At 61.5% G+C, this 16,729-nt stretch carries 16 protein-coding genes; 9 read left to right on the top strand and 7 right to left on the bottom strand.

Annotated elements, in window-relative coordinates:
- Nucleotides 1–199 precede the first annotated feature (199 nt).
- The 3 genes from WN982_RS23205 to ligD all read right to left on the bottom strand — a co-directional run bounded on the left by WN982_RS23205 (nt 200) and on the right by ligD (nt 4,593).
- Entirely contained in the window at nt 200–1,039 is an 840-nt protein-coding gene (locus tag WN982_RS23205) for a tetratricopeptide repeat protein (RefSeq protein ID WP_341318023.1), read from the bottom strand.
- A complete protein-coding gene (locus WN982_RS23200; protein ID WP_341318022.1) occupies nt 1,036–1,956 on the bottom strand; it encodes a Ku protein in 921 nt (306 codons plus the stop codon). The genes WN982_RS23205 and WN982_RS23200 overlap by 4 nt, the downstream gene beginning before the upstream one ends.
- 126 nt (nt 1,957–2,082) lie before the next feature.
- Nucleotides 2,083–4,593, bottom strand: a complete 2,511-nt coding sequence (ligD, locus tag WN982_RS23195) for a DNA ligase D (RefSeq protein WP_341318021.1) — start codon at nt 4,591–4,593, stop codon at nt 2,083–2,085.
- 438 nt (nt 4,594–5,031) lie between these two features.
- Between ligD and WN982_RS23190 the strand changes: the two genes are divergently transcribed.
- From WN982_RS23190 to WN982_RS23180, 3 genes are all read left to right on the top strand, one after another.
- Nucleotides 5,032–5,358: an H-NS family nucleoid-associated regulatory protein gene (locus WN982_RS23190; protein ID WP_341318020.1), complete on the top strand. Its 327-nt coding sequence runs from the start codon at nt 5,032–5,034 to the stop codon at nt 5,356–5,358.
- 761 nt (nt 5,359–6,119) lie between these two features.
- Nucleotides 6,120–6,380, top strand: a complete 261-nt coding sequence (locus WN982_RS23185; RefSeq protein WP_341319386.1) for a hypothetical protein — start codon at nt 6,120–6,122, stop codon at nt 6,378–6,380.
- A 156-nt stretch (nt 6,381–6,536) separates the two neighbouring features.
- On the top strand, nt 6,537–6,755 hold the full coding sequence (locus tag WN982_RS23180) for a hypothetical protein (RefSeq protein ID WP_341318019.1): 219 nt from the start codon (nt 6,537–6,539) through the stop codon (nt 6,753–6,755).
- 222 nt (nt 6,756–6,977) lie between these two features.
- On the opposite strand, the gene WN982_RS23175 is transcribed toward WN982_RS23180, so the two are convergent.
- From WN982_RS23175 to WN982_RS23160, 4 genes are all read right to left on the bottom strand, one after another.
- Nucleotides 6,978–7,292 (bottom strand): hypothetical protein, encoded by a 315-nt coding sequence (locus WN982_RS23175; RefSeq protein ID WP_341318018.1) that lies wholly within the window; start codon nt 7,290–7,292, stop codon nt 6,978–6,980.
- Between the two features lie 196 nt (nt 7,293–7,488).
- Nucleotides 7,489–8,220 (bottom strand): IS6 family transposase, encoded by a 732-nt coding sequence (locus tag WN982_RS23170; protein WP_341318017.1) that lies wholly within the window; start codon nt 8,218–8,220, stop codon nt 7,489–7,491.
- 100 nt (nt 8,221–8,320) lie between these two features.
- Nucleotides 8,321–9,109, bottom strand: a complete 789-nt coding sequence (locus WN982_RS23165) for an enoyl-CoA hydratase/isomerase family protein (RefSeq protein ID WP_341318016.1) — start codon at nt 9,107–9,109, stop codon at nt 8,321–8,323.
- A 101-nt stretch (nt 9,110–9,210) separates the two neighbouring features.
- Nucleotides 9,211–10,326, bottom strand: a complete 1,116-nt coding sequence (locus WN982_RS23160) for a porin (protein WP_341318015.1) — start codon at nt 10,324–10,326, stop codon at nt 9,211–9,213.
- A gap of 326 nt (nt 10,327–10,652) precedes the next feature.
- Between WN982_RS23160 and WN982_RS23155 the strand changes: the two genes are divergently transcribed.
- The 6 genes from WN982_RS23155 (at nt 10,653) to WN982_RS23130 (ending at nt 16,553) form a co-directional block, all read left to right on the top strand.
- Complete coding sequence (locus WN982_RS23155; protein WP_341318014.1) at nt 10,653–11,099, top strand: hemerythrin family protein; 447 nt, start codon at nt 10,653–10,655, stop codon at nt 11,097–11,099.
- 28 nt (nt 11,100–11,127) lie between these two features.
- On the top strand, nt 11,128–12,120 hold the full coding sequence (locus WN982_RS23150) for a PDR/VanB family oxidoreductase (protein ID WP_341318013.1): 993 nt from the start codon (nt 11,128–11,130) through the stop codon (nt 12,118–12,120).
- A 99-nt stretch (nt 12,121–12,219) separates the two neighbouring features.
- Nucleotides 12,220–13,464 (top strand): Rieske 2Fe-2S domain-containing protein, encoded by a 1,245-nt coding sequence (locus WN982_RS23145; RefSeq protein WP_341318012.1) that lies wholly within the window; start codon nt 12,220–12,222, stop codon nt 13,462–13,464.
- 28 nt (nt 13,465–13,492) lie between these two features.
- Complete coding sequence (locus WN982_RS23140; protein ID WP_341318011.1) at nt 13,493–14,761, top strand: Rieske 2Fe-2S domain-containing protein; 1,269 nt, start codon at nt 13,493–13,495, stop codon at nt 14,759–14,761.
- A gap of 11 nt (nt 14,762–14,772) precedes the next feature.
- Nucleotides 14,773–15,600 carry an SDR family oxidoreductase gene (locus WN982_RS23135; RefSeq protein WP_341318010.1) on the top strand — a complete coding sequence of 276 codons (828 nt, stop codon included), beginning with the start codon at nt 14,773–14,775 and terminating at the stop codon, nt 15,598–15,600.
- 8 nt (nt 15,601–15,608) lie between these two features.
- The gene (locus WN982_RS23130) at nt 15,609–16,553 is read left to right on the top strand and encodes an alpha/beta hydrolase (RefSeq protein ID WP_341318009.1); all 945 of its coding nucleotides are present in this window, start codon (nt 15,609–15,611) and stop codon (nt 16,551–16,553) included.
- Nucleotides 16,554–16,729: the final 176 nt, after the last annotated feature.

Below are 16,729 nucleotides of genomic sequence, written 5' to 3'. Positions count from 1 at the left end.
CCGCCTGGAATTGTTGTTTTTGCGAGTGTTCTCCAGATGTGCGTCCAAATTCATACGACGATTCATGGCATGCTGGCACGGCACCTGAGTCAGCGTCCGACGCGGTGCGACCTGGGTGCTGGTCCCCATCATTTTGTTTGCCGGCTGTTGCGAATTCCGCCCTAGGCGCACAAGAATGTTCGTGGCGACGACTCGCCATTCAAGTCGTCAGCCGACGATAAGCACTCAGATGGCGCACCAGGCCTTGCTTGTCGCCACGCGTCTCAAGAAGTATCGCCAAGTTGTGATGTGCGTCAGCGTAGGCGGGGTTAAGTTCGAGACACCGTTCGTAACTGCGCTCAGCTTCGTCGAATCGACCAACCCCCTCGAGCGCGACCGCTCGGTTGAAATGCAGCACCGCGTCTTCTGGAAAATGGGCCAGCGCGTCGTCGAACACACGCAGCGCGTCCTCACAACGCTTCTCGTCCTCACACAGTAAAGCGCCCAAGTCAACATAGGCGGCGTAGAACGGTTCGGGCGAGAACTCTATTGCTTGCCGGTATGCCCGCTCCGCGCCTTTTACATCTGACTTCCTAAACTGCTCGCCAAGGTCGTACCATTCCTCGGCTTGGATAGCAGCATCCTTCCGCCATGGTGATGTGTCGAGGACAACGACATTTCCCTTTATTTCCGCAACCTCAAAGTCAAGCAGGAGCTGCCCCGTGGCAGCGTCCCACTGCGATGGCCCGGTTTTCACGACGACCTCGTTTCCGACCGCTGAGACGCGAATACCTGAGAGTGGCAATTCGTCCGGCAGCTCATCCCGCAGTCGCGAGAGGGCTTGGACAATCTTGCGCGGAGGTATTTTCGCGGAGCGTAACTGCAATGCGGTTCGCAGCAGAACGACATGCTGGAAGGTGAATCGGAGTTCGTTGCGCGGCCCGCGCGACGGTGTCACGAACCCCGCCGCAACCAGACCGGAGACAACGCGCCGGGACACGCCCAGCATTGCCTGCAGCTTGGTTAGCGTAATTTCGTGCGCGGTGCTTTGTCGCGTCACTTGCGAGCTCGGACCTTTGCCGTGGTCTCGGTGGACGCCTTGGGAGCACGAGCCGCAGGCTTCCGAACTTTCGGCACTGCGGCACTTTCCGCGACGGGCTCTGCGCTCTCGCGCTTGGGCGCGGCCGTGGCTTTCGCCTTTGCGCCCCCCTTAAGACTGGCACGCAAGGCCTCCATGAGGTCAATAACCTCGCCGCTTGACGCCACCTCTTCCGACTCGGCCGAGACGACTTCCTTGCCTTCAATCTTTCTGTCGATGGCCGCAAGGATGCGCTTTTTCTCTTCGTCCTCGTAGGCGGAAGGGTCGTAGCTATCCTCAGCACCCTGCGCGATGATTTGCAACGCCAGCTTGAGTTCAGCAGCCGACACTTGAACATGTTCGACGTTCAAGTCCTTCAGTGACCGCACCTCGTCCGCAAAGAGCAACTGTTGAAAAACCAGCCCGTCTTCGTTCGGCCGCACCTGAACGATTCGTGTCTTGCCCTTGAAAGCCCACTTGGCTAGTGCGCATCGACCGCTCTCGGCCAGCGCCTGCTGGAGCAGGCTGTACGGCTTTCCGCCTCGTTTGTCAGGTGCAATGTAGTACGCCTTCTCGTAGTAGACCGGGTCAACCGCTTTCTCTGGTATGAAAGCCAGTATCTCGACTACATGAGTAGCGGCTTCTTCGAGCGCCTTGAGTTCGTCACCGGTGAATACGACGTATTTGTCCTTCTCAAACTCGTAGCCCTTCTTCATCGAAGAGCGCTCGACAACCGCGCCTGTCGACTCCGAGATGTACTGCTGTTTCAGGCGGGAGCCATCGGGAGCAAGCAGGTTGAATTTGACATCGGAGGCACTTTCCGTCGCAGGATAAAGCTTGACTGGGATGGAAACGAGTCCAAAGGACAGGGATAACGAGGCGATGGAACGAGCGGGCATGGACTTCTCCTCGCGGAAGGCCGGTTTCAGCTAGCCGGCCAATCAATGCATGTGCCCCCATCGGGGCTTCGGGTTTCCAGCTGGCATTCGGAACGTCGCGCATTCCTACGCTGGCCACCAGTCGAATCATTGTAGACGCTTCATAGCTGATGCCAACGCCTGCCTCGTTGACCAGTAATCCGCCCACGGGTCTTGGGTCTGGAAGCTCAGGTACTCGCGCGCCGTCAGCACGGTCCACTGCGCTCCACTCTTCATGGCGGAAAGCTGGTCCCACGACACCGGCATCGAGACCCCCATGCCCGGCCGAGCGCGGGAGGAAAAGGCTGCGACAGTTGTCTGGCCCATTCCATTTCGCAGGTAGTCGACAAATACCTTGCCGACGCGATGGGAAGGCCCCGGTGTTGCCGAAAATCGCTCGGGAATGGTCTTGGCGAGATGTCGGACAAATGCGCGCGAGAACCCCTTCACGGCGTCGTAATCCTGCTTGGGCATCAGGGGCACAGCGATGTGTAACCCTTTGCCGCCGCTCGTCTTGAGCCACGCCTTGAGCCCCAGCTCGGATAGGAGCGTGTGCACCAGGAGCGCTGCTTCCTGCATCTGCCCCCACTTCAGTTCTTCGCCAGGGTCCAGGTCGAAGATGACCCGGTCGGGCCTATCGAGCCTTTGCACCGTCGAGTTCCAGGTGTGGAACTCGACAACATTCATCTGTGCCGCCGACAGGAGCGCATCAAGCGTGTCGACTGTCAGCAAGGTCCGGTGCCCAGGCCACAGATTCGGGTCGTGCTCCTTCAGACCCGGCATCCTCGTCGCCTCCGCATGCTTCTGGAAGAACATTTCCTCGTTGATGCCGGCGGGCGCGCGCAGCATCGCCAACGGACGGTCCTTCAAGTGGGGCAGCAACCACTGCGCGACACTCGCGTAATAGCGGACCAGGTCAAGCTTGGTGATGCCGGTCGTTGGGTCAATCACTCTGTCCGGGTGGGTGACCTTGATTTGTGGCGCAGGCATGGACGCTACCGTCGTGGCGGCTTCGCGGGTGATGTCGCCAGGAGACTTGTCGAAGCGCAACCCTTTGAAGGAAGCCTGTCGCACATGACCGTCAGGGGTCCACTCGGCGAAGGCAACCTCCACGACCAGCACCGGCTGCACCCAATGCTCGCTGCCCGGCGCGCGTCTAGACCACCGCCGCCTTTTGGGCAAGTTGACATCAAACGGCGCAGAGGGCACTTCAAGCGGGGTCAAGCGGGTCCACAGGTCTCGGGCAGTCTTGGCATCCCACCCGGTGCCTACGCTGCCACCATCGCAAAGCCTACCTGCATCGTAGTATCCCAGCAGCAAGCTACCGACCTCCGCGGACGCACCGCTGCGACTCGTAAAGCCGCAAATCACGAACTCCTGGCGCAGCCTGCATTTGGCCTTGAACCATGTCTGCGTTCTTCCGGAAACGTACGGCGCGTCGCGTCGTTTGAACACGAGACCTTCAAGCCCCAATTCTCCGGCTGCTTTGAATATCTCTGCCGGCGGCGCGGCAAAATCCTCGCTATAGCGTATTCGCTCGCCCGCATTTTCGATGAGCTGCGCGAGCCGCGCACGCCGGGACCACAACGGCACCTTGCGCAGGTCCTGCCCGTCCAGGTAAATCAGGTCGAACACAAAGTAGACGAGGCTTTCGCCGACACTTTCGTCGATAGCACTCTGCAACGCATTGAAGTCAGGGATTCCGTCCTTGAGCACAACGATTTCGCCGTCGAGCCACGCACTCGCGAGGTCGAGTTTTTCGACCTCCACAGCGAGATTCTTCAGTTCTTTCGTCCAGTCATGTCCGCCACTGGTGAAAAGTCGCACGCGCCCCTTGTCGAAACGCGCGAGTATTCGGTAGCCGTCAAACTTGGTCTCGACTATCCAGTCGCCCCCTGTCGGCAGGGATGTTGCCAAAGTGGCGAGTTGCGGCTTGATTTGCTCCGGCATGGGGGCCGGCGTGGCGTAAGTGAGGTCGATTTTCGAATCAGCGTCCGGCGACAGTTGGGAGGTTTTGGGTTCGCGCTCCTCGGCGAGTCCCAAGGGTTTCGCGATGACGCTGTCAGGGAGCACCTTGATTACATCGTACTGTGCAAGCGGTTGCGCCCACGCGTCACGTTTCTTGAACAGCATCCAGGGGTCCTGCCTATCTTCCGGCTTTGCAATTCGCACCAGCTCCCACATGCCAGCGAGCTTTTCGCCGTGGAGCGTGAAAACGAGTTTGCCGGCTTTCATCCCCTCGCACCGGTCGCCGACCGGGTTCCAGGTTCCACGGTCCCACACGAGAACGGTGCCGGCGCCGTACTGCTTGGGCGGGATAGTGCCTTCAAAGCTCGCATACTCGAGCGGATGGTCCTCCACGTGAATCGCTAATCGTTTTTCCTTGGGGTCGTAGCTTGGTCCCTTTGGAACGGCCCACGACAGCAAGACTCCGTCGAGTTCGAGCCGAAAGTCGTAGTGCAGCCGGCCGGACCAATGTTTTTGCACAACAAAGACCCGGCCCTGCTCGTCAGTTGACGAGTCACCTGCCGATGGCGCGGGCTCAGGTGTGACGTGAAAATCACGTTTTTTCCGGTAGCGGGACAGCGGTGGCGGTGTCCGGTCAGGGGCGGAGGGCATGGCATCAGTTTAGGACTATCTGCCGTGGTGTTGCGTTGCACTGCCCCTCCTGGATTGGGGGCGTTTCGTTTCATGTTCCCACGATTATGGATTGACCGGTCATCACGTGTCGCCGGGGCAACCCAGGCCGGCGAAATGTCGTCCACCGCGGTATTTGCTATCTACCGGCATCAGAACCGGCATCAAAGAAACCAAGCTTAACGAGGACTTCCTGATGACAACGATTAACGCGTACATCGCGCAGCCCACACAACTGATGTTTGAAACCGACGAAGAGAGAATGTCAGCCTGGCAGCAACACTGTTTTCAGGAATCGCACATCGACGCGAGCCTCTCTCAACAGGATACTTGCCATGTCCGAATCATCTGGTGGCGGGGCGTGTCGGCGAGACGACACGAGACCACTACGAGGGTGGAATTTCGAAGGGGAAAACCAATATGGATGAGCAAAAGCGCCAAAGTATGATTGCATACCTACGCCGCAAGATGGCTAAGGTTGGCATCAAGGTGGGCGACGTCGCGGCGGCAATTGCCGAAGAAAGGGCGCGCCAAAAGGCGGCACGATACCGCAGTGCCTTCGGCGACACTTGGGATGGCAAGGGCGATATGCCCCAGTGGCTGAGGCAAGCCACGAGCGCCGGGCAATCACTGGCGCACTTTGCTGTTGAGAAGTCGTCAACGTCGACCAGCCGTGGACGTCCGACAATTGATTGGAGTCGGGACCCGTTCGCCGGCACGCGACTGGCGACAGTTCGGCCGTCTTAAGCTGTCAATTAATAGTTGTCTCAACCGCCTTTGCTTTTGAACAGCCGCTTGTCCATCCAACCGTCATTGGTTGCCACCAGAACGGCCTTGTCACCAGGATTCCCGTTCAAATCATGCTGAACCGAAGGGTATAAAGCCTGTAACGCGGGCTGCCTGGGCCACGCCGGTGCATCATCAACCTCGTAGAGGTAGTTGACGGACTTCACAACGTCCCTTTGAACCTGACAAACGCGGAATCGGCACCGGTGGTCGTGCAATGGCCTCCCCAACGGGCTCCGATACCGCAGAACATCCGGGCTCCCGTTATTTTCGCCGGCATGTCCCAATTTGAATCCAATAGCCCGTGTCTCCCGTATATGCGGTTAGGGAAGGGCAATTGTGCGCTGCGTTTTCATGAGACCCGTTATGAAACGCAAGATGATTTTTTCGGCTGCAGCGTAGTCGATGGCAATATCCAACGCCTTTGTCGTCGGCGGGACTGTGACTGTAGGCAGTCAGGCGATGTAAACGAACGCAACTTCGGCAAGACCAGGAGCACACACCCGGTGCCGCCTCTGTCATTTTCAGCACCCAACCATGACTAAACCACATGCGTGAGTCCGGATGTCACGCAAGACCGGCAACTACCGGCCCAATCAGCTGGCTGCGCTCTGCCGCTGCGCAGCCAGGCTGTCATCAGCGGCTTACGTAAGCTCGCAGCGACCCCAATTCCTGCCGAGCTCGCCAGGAGAAACGTCATGCGCAAGCTAACGCTAAATCTCATGCTTGGTTGTACCGCTGCTATTTCAGTCGTTGTGTGTAGTACGGCGTTCGCACAAGGTGGAGGAAATGGACAGGGCGGAATCGGTGCGGGCAATGCCCACGGTGCAGCAACGGCAGGAAAGACGTACCACGGGGACCCCGTCACGAGTCCGCTGGATGCGATGCCGGGACACGCAACGAAAAAAATGGACGCGCACGAAACCGATATGCACCCGATGTCGCCCGATGACGCCATGAGTCCGGCGAAAACCGGACAGTGAACTGCACCCGCGCTTCGCATCAGGCGTCACTCAGTCTGATGAGGCGCGGGTACGCGACGCGTTACTCCTGACGTATCGGCCCCCCCGTCTGATAACGCCCGAGGGGAACGTGCTGCGCGTTGATGCGCACGACTCGCATGTTGAGGTCGTGCGCTGATGGAATCGAGAAGCTACAAGGGATACCGCATTTTCGGTCACGCCATACTTCAGCAGGAGGACATCCTTTCGCCTGAGCGATACGCAGGCAGCGGGACCATCACCCGCGACACAAAGATGGTTGAAGCCTCCGGGGTACTCGGTATTTTTGATACGGAAGAAGAGGCTCAGCGCGCGGGACTAGGCTGGGCACGCGCCTGGGTCGATAACCACGGCTAGTAACCTGTTTGACGTCAGTCCGCGGCAACCTATGCAGGGGCGAATGTCACTGCTCCAACATCGGCGATGTGCGTGAAACCGCAACAATCGCTCCCGTCGACACGCGACGACGGCTGCGAATAGAAGCGCTGCCTAGTGCTGACGGTCACAGCCCACGCATCTCAGCCGTGCGACTGAGTACGTGTTCAACGGGATTTATCGAACTGTCAGTAAGAAGGAGATTTAACGGAACAGGACAGTCAGGCCCGAGGCGCACCAGTGACGGAAGGCTGTCGCCCGACCGTAGTTGACCTGGTATCCGACCGCGACGACTGCCCGGTGACTCAACAGGCATTTGCAGCGGTCGGACGACCTGACGTCTTTTGCAGGCTCAATGTCGCCGGTCGCGCACGCTTGCCGGAGTAACTTAGCTGCCTGTTCGAGATTCATGCCGAACAGATGGGCAATCTGACGGAATTCGAACCAGGCTGTGTTCTCGTCGAGCCTTCCATCGATTTTCCTGCTGCTCGACGCACAAACATACTGGACGGACCTCATCGTGCACACTCCTCATAGCCGTCGCCGGATAACCGTACCTCCATTCAATAGCAGTAGCTCTTCGCTTGATAGAACAGATGCGCGTCGGAGGGAGAATCGTTTCGTCAGGCGTGTAATGATGAGACGATGTCTTTCGCGGGCTTTGTCAAGTTGACGGCTGTAGACTACCTGTTTGGCTAAAGCGTAGTTATCCTTATTAGATAACTTTCTGAGATGCGACAGTGACGGTCCAATCATGCCATGTGACGAAGCGTTCCTGGAGTACGGCGCGATGACATGCCGCGTTCATCTGATGTCTGGGCAGCGCGAAGTGCTGCCGGATCGGGCCAAAGCATGAGAGAAACGCTTGCGTGCGACGCGCATCGCGAAAGCCGCACTTCTGGCGTTCGCGCCTGCGGGTCGGCTGGTGGCTGTTCTCGGCACGGTTGTTCACACGTGCAGCCGCCTTGACGAAAACGTGCTTCACATGAGCGAGCTCAAGAATGTCAGCCTTCGCCGCAGGATAGCTGCGCAGCTGGTCGGTCACGATCTTGCGCGGCACCGGGTTTGAACGCAGCACCCGCCGGAAGAAGCGCTTTGCCGCGGCCTTATCGCGCCGCTTTTGCATCAGCACATCGAGCTCAGCACCGTGCTCGTCGACCGCTCGCCACAACAGATACGGCTCGCCGCGCAGCGTCACGAACATCTCGTCCAGATGCCATATGCTGCCCGGCCTGGGCCGCGCCGCTTTGGCGCACCGGGCGAATTCAGCGCCGAATTTGTCGCACCAGCAACGGATCGTTTCGTACGTGACCACGACATCACGCTCGAGCAACAACTCCTCGACGTCGCGGAGGCTCAGGCTAAACCGGAAATACCACCGAACCGCGCAGCTGATGACGACGGCAGGGAAGCGGTGACCGTGATAAAGCGATTTCGTTTTCTTCATCACTTCATTCTACCGCCGCCTCCCCATCAACCTGACAGTGCCCCGTCATACGAGGGGCGGTTGCTCAAAGCTTGCACTCTATCGGCAATTCGGCCTCGGCTCAGCGGCCGAAGAAGGTAACGGGTTCAGGTTCCACGCCCCGCTTCATTGCCTCGACGCGCGCCGTGCGTCCGCGCCGCGCGTCTTCCGTATTGTGCAGGGGCATCGTGAGATCGAGCACAACCTGGTCCGCGCCCGGCACGCCGCCCGCCGACCAGGCTTTCAGCAGCGCACGAATGGCCCCATACGAGCGCGTGGGGCCGTGGGAAAGCCGTATCGCCAGATCCAATGCAGTTCTTTCCACATCGGCTTCCGGGACCACGAACGCGGCGATACCCAACTCGCCAGCGGTGGTGCCTGACATCTCCTCGCTTAGCATGACGTAGCGTGCCGCGAGCGCCGGTCCCGCACGTTCCGCGATCCGTTGCACGCCTCCGCAGACGGGTGCGGTGCCGACTGACGGCTCGATGCAGCAGAACGATGCGTTATCCGCAGCCACGATGAAGTCACACGCGAGGGTGAGTTCGAACGCGCCGCCCCAAGCCCGGCCGCGCACAGCACAAACGGTCGGAATCTGCAGCGCCTCGATCTTGCGATATGAATGATGCATATCGCTGATGAACGTGCGCCAGGCGTTGAATTCCTTGTCGATGAAGTCGAGGATGTCGCCCCCCTGGCTGAAGTTCGGGCCTTCTGCCCGGATGAGGAGGGCGCGGATTTCCGATTCGCTGGCCTCCTGGATGGCCTCGCTCAGGCGTTCGGAGAACTCGGTGGCGATGAGATTGAGCGGCGGGTTCCCCAACACGATGTGGCCAACGGAATCATGACGCTCGAAACGGACGGATTTCATTTAGGTTTTCCTTTTGTGTGTGACGTGGGTGGAAGGGTTCATTGCTCGGACTCGGTGTCGTTCCAAACACAGCGCCCGCCAGGCGAGCGATCGTTACCCGTTCAGAATTGATGGCGCATACCCACCATGACACCGGTTTGATCCACGCCGGGCAATGGCGACGAGGCGGGCGGAATCACGCCACCGTCAATCGTGAACGCTGCATTGCGCTGGTTGAACACATGCCCTGCGGTGATGTATACGGAACTGCGTTTGGACAACAAGTACGTCGCGCGCGCTGCAATTAAGGAGGCTCCCGCGGAACTCCCACCGTTCACCGATATATGGCCGAACTGGGCATCAAGGACAACTTGTGGAAGGGGGACATAGGTTCCGCCAAGCCACCAGTAGTTACTGACCGCGTCGGAAAGAGTTGGCGTCTGCACTCCGTGATTGATCCGATGGAGGAATCCCGCACCGATCGTCGAGGGACCGAACTTGACGTAGCCGTCGATGACGGCGCGCGTGTCGGTTTGCGAGCTGCTGGGCAGCGGCGAGCGGGTGCCTCCGCCGCCGTAGTTGCGATCGAAGGCCGCCGCGACGCCCCATGTCGCCGCGTCATACTTCACCATTGCAGACATCGACTTGCAGGCTCGCCAGTCCGTTGGCGACTGGCCGGCGCACCCTCCGGCCTCCGCCGGAGCCACTGCGTCACGTCCGAGCGAATACGTCGCGCCCACGGTCAGACCGGATGTCGTGAACGAATACGCGATCGCATTGTCGAGTCGCGGCTGGGCCAGGTAGGGGTCCAGATCGGCGGCCGCATAAACGTTCGGCCCCATCGTGTCGCCCGGCATAGCCCAATAGATCTGCGAATATTGCCGGCCGAGGGTCAGCGTCCCCCACTGCCCCGACGAAAGCCCGACATAGGCCTGTCTGCCGAACAGACGGCCACTCTGGTTCAGCGTGCCCTGAGACGGGGCGAAACCTGACTCCAAGACGAAGACGGCGCTGAGCCCGCCTCCCAGGTCCTCTTTGCCGCGCAGCCCCCACCTCGACGGTATGGATCCCGTGAGCGTCGGCATGCGCACGACGCTGGACTTTTTAGCGCCCACGTTATTTACCCACTCGACGCCCGTATCGATGATCCCGTACAGGGTGACGGAGCTCTGTGCGTGCAATGCGCCCGATGCGCATGCCGCAAGCGACGCGAGTCCCCAAAAAACCGCCTTGCGCAACGGGAACGCGCGTCCGGACAACCTCGACGTTGGACTCACAGATCTCCTCCGATAGTGTTAATGATTAGAATCTTCCGTGGAAGATACAACAATCATCTTCCACGTCAATTGAATTCAAACTTCGGAGTTTCCCTGAGTGCAACTTATTTTTCGCATGCCAACATCAGTAAATTCAAGGTTAATCATGCTTTTCGCACTATATAGACCCATTCTTCACACTTTTATTCGATCAGAGTTTTCCCTACCTCGACACCGATTGATTCGTTATATATCTTCCTAGGAAGACATTGATTCACCGTGTTTTACTGATCGGACCTGTGCCGGAAATGAATACATCGGAACAAACTTTTGTCTGGGACGACGACTACGCGCTCGGACATCTGTCGATGGACGACACGCATCGCGAGTTCGTCGAATGCGTCGACACGTTGCTCACGACGACGGACGACAACCTCGCGGCCGCGCTCGAAGGCTTTGCCGAGCACGCACGCCGCCACTTCGGCGAGGAGGACGACTCGATGCGCGAGACAGCCTATGGTTCGGCCGGCTGCCATATCGACGAGCATGCGGCCGTGCTCAAGTCGCTCGACGAGGTGCGCATCGCGCTGGCCGAAGGCCGGCCCCAGGTCGTTCGCTCGTTTGCCCGCGCGCTGGTTGACTGGTTTCCCGAACACGTACGCGTCATGGACCAGGGTCTCGCACGCTGGCTCATTCAGCGGCAACTGGGTGCAGCTCCGGTCGTCATTCGGCGTCGTCTGCACAGTGCCGCCTGACACGCTCCTCTTTCATCATGATGTCACCATGGAAACGTCAAAGACCTCTATCAGCGCCACGTTGCAAGTCAGCGTCTCCGTCAGGACGTGGCTGGCCGACGATATCGTCGGCTATGAATTCAAGCCCTTGTCGGATACGCCTTTGCCCACCTTCGAAGCCGGCGCGCATATCGACGTGCATCTCCCCGGCGGACTGGTACGCCAATATTCGCTGTACGACCTGCCGACAAAACGCCCGTGCTACCGCATCGGTGTGCTGCGCGACCGCCAGTCCCGCGGCGGATCCGTGGCGCTTCACGACAGCGTGAATGCGGGCGATACGCTCACCATCAGCGTCCCGCGCAATCACTTTGCACTGCACAGCGGTACTGAACGGTCGATCCTGTTCGCGGGCGGCATCGGCATCACGCCGATCATCTGCATGGCCCAGCAGTTGGCGCGCGAGAGCCGCCCGTTCGAGATGCACTACTGCGGCCGTTCCCTGTCGCGCATGGCGCTGGTCGAGCGTGCGCAGCAGATGTCGCTCGGAGACGATGCACAGGTGCACGTGCACACCGACGACGGCCCGTCCGAGCAGCAGTTGAACGCGCGAGCCGCGATCGGCGCGCCGTCGGCCGACAAGCACCTGTACGTCTGCGGGCCGACGGGCTTCATGGATCACATCCTGCAAACCGCGCGCGAACTCGGCTGGGATGAAGCACATCTGCACCGCGAATATTTCGCGGGCCCGCCGGTCGAGCCGTCGGACGAAGACGGTCCGTTAGAAATCGAAATTCGCAGCAGCGGCGAAGTCATCGAGGTGGCGGCCGATCAAAGCGTCGCGCATGCGCTTCTGGATGCCGGATTCGACCTGCCGCTGTCGTGCGAACAGGGGGTCTGCGGCACCTGCATGACCAGGGTGCTGGCAGGTGTGCCCGACCATCGTGACCTTTACCTGACCGAGGACGAGCGCACGCGCAACGATTGCTTCATGCCGTGCTGTTCGCGCGCGAAGACGTCGCGTTTGGTGCTCGACCTCTGACGCCACCATTCACTCTCCGCCGACATCCGCAACCAGGGGATTCATATGTTGACCAAGCAGGACAATGAACTGATGTGCCGTACCGGTGCGGGCACCGCGATGGGCAATGCGATGCGCCGCTTCTGGCTGCCCGTGATCCAGTCGTCGGACATGCCGCAGCCGGACGGCGATCCGAAAACGATCGAACTGCTCGGGCAGCGCTTCGTGGTCTGGCGCGACCAGCAAGGCCGTCCCGGGCTCTACGACGAGGGCTGCCTGCATCGGGGCGCGTCGATGCAGCTGGCACGCGCAGACGGCGACGGCCTGCGCTGCATCTACCACGGCTGGAAATTCGCGGTGGACGGGACCGTGCTCGAGACGCCGAACGTCGCCGACCCGAAATTCAAGGACCGCATCAAGGGGCGTACCTACCCGGTGCGCGAGGCGGGTGGCCTGATTTGGACCTATCTGGGCCCGCAGGGCAAGGAGCCCCCGTTCCCGCACCGGCCATTCATGGACCTGCCGGATTCCCATCGCATCAACGTGTGCGCGATCGTCAACTGCAACTTCGTCCAGGTGATCGAAGGGCTCGTCGACTCGTCGCATCTGACCGTTCTTCACAGCTCCGCGCTGTCCCAGACCAATAACTCCGATCTGGACTACGCAGGAAAGATCACGCACATGCAATTCGATGCCGCTCCGACGATCGAGGCGGACGAGACGGACTTCGGCTTTCATTACGTGGCGATCCGCCAGACCGGCGAGAGCCGCATGGCTCGCGTCACGTCGTTCATCGCGCCGTGCTTCATCGCCAACGCGAACGGCGACGTGTGGCTCGCCGCGGTCCCGATCAACGACGAGCGCTGCTACTTCTTTCACGTGTGGTGGGATGCCGAAAAGCCCGTCGGCGAAGAGCCGCTGCGCAGCGCACAGCTCACCTTCGTCGGCCTCGACGAGCCGACGCTGCGCAAATACGGCATGACGCTCGACACGTGCGACTCGCCGGCGGCCATGGCGTTCGTCAACGGCTACCGCCAGGATCGCCGGCTGCAACGCGACGGCCACTTCACCGGGTTCGACAGCATCACGCAGGAAGACGCCGCATGCAGCATTTCGAGCGGCCCGATCCGCGACCGGTCGCAGGAACTGCTGTCGAGCGCAGACCTCGCGATCAGCCGCCTGCATCGCACCCTGCTCGCCTATGCCCGCGCCGAACGGGATCAGCAGGACATTCCGGCGCTGCAAGCGGACGCGGGCCGTGCAATCGGCATCTCCGGCGAGATTGGCCTGGGCGAAGACTGGCGACAGCTGGTTCCGCACCATCGGATCGTTTCGTCCGCCGGCGCCCGCAACCCGCGCAACTGATAACCCCGCTTGAGACAGGAGTTCCGATATGTTGACCCATAAAGATAACGAAATGATTTGCCGCGTCGGCCCAGGTACGCCGGGCGGCGCGTTGATGCGACGTTTCTGGCACCCGGTGTGCACCTCCGCGCAATTGCCGCATCCAGACTGCGCGCCGTTGCGCGTTCGTCTGCTCGGCGAGAACTATGTCGCGTTCCGGGATACCGACGGCAACGTCGGCTTTTTGGAGGAGCTGTGCATGCACCGCGGCGCGTCGCTCGCGCTTGGCCGCGTCGAGGAAGGCGGCATTCGCTGTCTGTATCACGGCTGGAAGTTCAGCGCGTCGGGCGACGTGATGGAAACGCCGAACCATGCGGATCCCAAGTACGCCGCACGGATGAAGGCGCCGTCGTTTCCCGCGCGCGAGGCCGGCGGCATCGTATGGGCGTACGTCGGGCCGAAGGAACTGCTGCCGGCGTTCTCGCGTTACGCGTTCATGGACGCGGAACCGAACCACCGCGTCGTGCTGCGCATCAACGTCTCGTGCAACTATCTGCAACTGGTCGAAGGCGGCGAGGACAGCTCGCACGTCGGCGTGCTGCACACCAACATGGCACGCCCCGGCTGGAAAGAGAACGAGTTCACGCCCAACCCCGACGTGATCAATCCCGCCGCGCTGGCCTCCAACGACCTGGAACCGGCGCTGAAAATCGAGGATACGGCGTTCGGCTTCCACTACGTCGCGCTGCGCAAGACGACCGACGCGAAAGTCCGCAACGCCCGCGTGGTCCCGTTCATCGTGCCGTACGGCCGCATCATCCCTGCCCCGGCGTTCCAGTTCACGGTCCTCGAGGTGCCCGAAGACGATACGCACACGAGCACCTACATCGTCGTCCACGGCGACGTGCCGGTGACCGAAGAGAAAATCGTCGAGTTGCTCGGTCTGAACGACCCCAAGTACTATGACCGCAAGAATTGCACTTTCACGGCCAGCTGGGCGGATTCGTTCGGCCAGAACCGCGAGTTGATGAAGGAGAACTGGACCGGACTGCGCGGCGTCGAGGTGGAGGACGCGACGATCGGGCTGTCCCAAGGCCCCCTCTACGATCGTTCGCGCGAGCATCTGGTGCCCGCGGACCAGGCCGTCGTGCGTGTGCGCCGCGTGCTGCTGGAATCGATCAAACGCGTCATGGAGAACCAGCAGCCGCCGGCGCTCGGTCTCGATCTGCGCGGCGTGAGCGCCTGCGACCGGGAACTCGAGGAAGGGGCGGCCTGGCAGGATCTGCTGCCGGCGCATCGCCAGGCAATCGAAGCCTAAGGAGACGACTCATGACGATCAATCAAACTCCCAGCAACACGCCGGACTACCTGTCTCTGTTGCGCCTCGACGGCCGGGGTTTCGTGGTACTCGGCGCTGGTCAAGGCATCGGCGAGCAAACGGTCCATGCGCTCGCACAAGCCGGCGCTCGCGTGCTCTGCGTCGACCGCGACGAGCAGCTCGCCCACAACATCGCCCAAGCCGTGGACGGGATCCCGTGCGTGGCGGACGCCACCTCCCGCGAGGACATGCAGCGCGTGTTCGACACGGCGCGCAAGCACTTCGGGCGCATCCACGGCGTGGTCGACATTATCGGCGTCGCGGGCATCAAGCCGCTGGCCGCCGTCGACGATGCGTCGTGGGACAAGCAATTCGACATCGTCGTGCGCCATGCGTACCTTGCGATTCAGATTGGTGGCGAGATGATGAAGGCCGACGGCGGCGGCACCTTCGCGTTCGTCGGCTCGCTTGCCGGCGATCGCGCGATACCGAACGAGGTCGCCTATGCGGCGTCGAAGGCGGCGCTGCATCACCTCGTGCGCGCCGCGGGCGCCGAGTATGCGCCGTACAACGTGCGCATCAACGCAGTGTCGCCGGGTTTTGTCCGCACGCCGCGGCTGAACCAGCGTCTGGACGAAGAGACGTGGACGCGAGTCGGCAGCGCGATCCCGCTTGGACGGGCTGCCACCGCGGCGGAAATCGCGGGCCACCTGCTGTTCCTCGCTTCCGACCTGAGCGCCCATATGGCCGGCGAAATCGTCACCGTCGATGGCGGCCTCAGCGTGCTGGCCGCGATTCCGCGCATCACGTTCGCCCCCTCGGCAACCCCGACTCCTTGAGATACACGATGTCTTCTTCCTCTCAAAGTCAGATCCACCCGGCGCTTCGCGCGCTTGCCGCGGCGGCCGCGGCGCGGCCGAGCATGGCAGAGGTGAGCCCCGCCGAAGCGCGCGCCGGTATCGCCGCGCGCACGGCCGCCCGGGCGCCCGGCCCTCATATCGACAAGGTGTTCGATCTCGCCGTTCCAGGCCCTGGCGGCGACATCCCGGTGCGCGTCTATCATCCCGCAGGCGCCACCGGCGTGACGATGGCCATTCACGGCGGCGGCTGGCTGATGGGCAATCTCGACAGCTTCGACGCGGTGTGCCGGCATCTGGCCAACGATTCCGGGCTGGCCGTGATCAGCGTCGACTACCGGCTCGCCCCCGAGCATCCGTTCCCCGCCGCGCTGGAAGACGTGTGGGCGGCGACCCGCTGGGCCGCCGAGCACGGTCATGAGCATGGGCTTCCGTCGTCGCGCCTGACGGTGTTCGGCGAATCGGCCGGCGGCAATCTCGCCGCCGTCGTGTGCCTGCTGGCGCGCGAGCACGCGGCACCGCGCATCCTCGCGCAGGCGCTCGTCTATCCCGCAACGGACGCCCGACAGCAACGCACATCGATGTCAGCTTACGCGGAAGGCTTCATGCAACGCACGGCCGACGTCGCGTACGCGTTTCGCACGTATGCGCTCGATCACGGCGTGTCGCCGACGACGTGGAAACTCTCGCCGTTTCTCGCCGACGACCATTCGCGCCTGCCGCCGGCCCTCGTGATCACCGCCGAGTGCGACGTTCTGTGCGACGACGGTGAAGCCTACGCGCAAAAACTGGCCGAAGCGGGTGTGCCGGCGACCAGCGTGCGGTACTCGGGCATGCTGCACACGTTTTATGGCATGCGGGGTGAGGTCCGCGCCGCCGCACTGGCCCAGCGTCAGGTGGCCGATATGCTGAGCGCCGCGGTGCGGGCAGCCTGACCAGGCCGATCAAGCACCGGCGCCACGCGCGGTGCCATCGCGATCGTTCGACTCGCCGATACCCCGAGGCGGTTCGCGCCGGCGCCGCCCGGCGCGTGCGCGTCGGGGAATTACGTACAATAGTTGGCGGCCCGCCCGCTACCTATGGGCGGCCCACCCGCTACAATCGGCCGAGA

This window comes from Paraburkholderia sp. IMGN_8 (assembly GCF_038050405.1).
Taxonomy (GTDB): domain Bacteria; phylum Pseudomonadota; class Gammaproteobacteria; order Burkholderiales; family Burkholderiaceae; genus Paraburkholderia.
The sequence above is the reverse complement of the archived record's forward strand: the minus strand, read 5'-3'. Positions and strand labels throughout refer to the sequence as shown.

Excerpts from the sequence above, each read along its gene's own strand:
- WN982_RS23200 (WP_341318022.1), bottom strand. The coding sequence starts at position 1,956 with ATGCCCGCTCGTTCCATCGCCTCGTTATCCCTGTCCTTTGGACTCGTT.
- WN982_RS23155 (WP_341318014.1), top strand. The coding sequence starts at position 10,653 with ATGAATACATCGGAACAAACTTTTGTCTGGGACGACGACTACGCGCTC.
- WN982_RS23185 (WP_341319386.1), top strand. The coding sequence starts at position 6,120 with ATGCTTGGTTGTACCGCTGCTATTTCAGTCGTTGTGTGTAGTACGGCG.
- WN982_RS23135 (WP_341318010.1), top strand. The coding sequence starts at position 14,773 with ATGACGATCAATCAAACTCCCAGCAACACGCCGGACTACCTGTCTCTG.
- WN982_RS23150 (WP_341318013.1), top strand. The coding sequence starts at position 11,128 with ATGGAAACGTCAAAGACCTCTATCAGCGCCACGTTGCAAGTCAGCGTC.
- WN982_RS23140 (WP_341318011.1), top strand. The coding sequence starts at position 13,493 with ATGTTGACCCATAAAGATAACGAAATGATTTGCCGCGTCGGCCCAGGT.
- WN982_RS23175 (WP_341318018.1), bottom strand. The coding sequence starts at position 7,292 with ATGAGGTCCGTCCAGTATGTTTGTGCGTCGAGCAGCAGGAAAATCGAT.
- WN982_RS23170 (WP_341318017.1), bottom strand. The coding sequence starts at position 8,220 with ATGAAGAAAACGAAATCGCTTTATCACGGTCACCGCTTCCCTGCCGTC.
- WN982_RS23145 (WP_341318012.1), top strand. The coding sequence starts at position 12,220 with ATGGGCAATGCGATGCGCCGCTTCTGGCTGCCCGTGATCCAGTCGTCG.
- WN982_RS23180 (WP_341318019.1), top strand. The coding sequence starts at position 6,537 with ATGGAATCGAGAAGCTACAAGGGATACCGCATTTTCGGTCACGCCATA.
- WN982_RS23190 (WP_341318020.1), top strand. The coding sequence starts at position 5,032 with ATGGATGAGCAAAAGCGCCAAAGTATGATTGCATACCTACGCCGCAAG.
- ligD (WP_341318021.1), bottom strand. The coding sequence starts at position 4,593 with ATGCCCTCCGCCCCTGACCGGACACCGCCACCGCTGTCCCGCTACCGG.
- WN982_RS23165 (WP_341318016.1), bottom strand. The coding sequence starts at position 9,109 with ATGAAATCCGTCCGTTTCGAGCGTCATGATTCCGTTGGCCACATCGTG.
- WN982_RS23130 (WP_341318009.1), top strand. The coding sequence starts at position 15,609 with ATGTCTTCTTCCTCTCAAAGTCAGATCCACCCGGCGCTTCGCGCGCTT.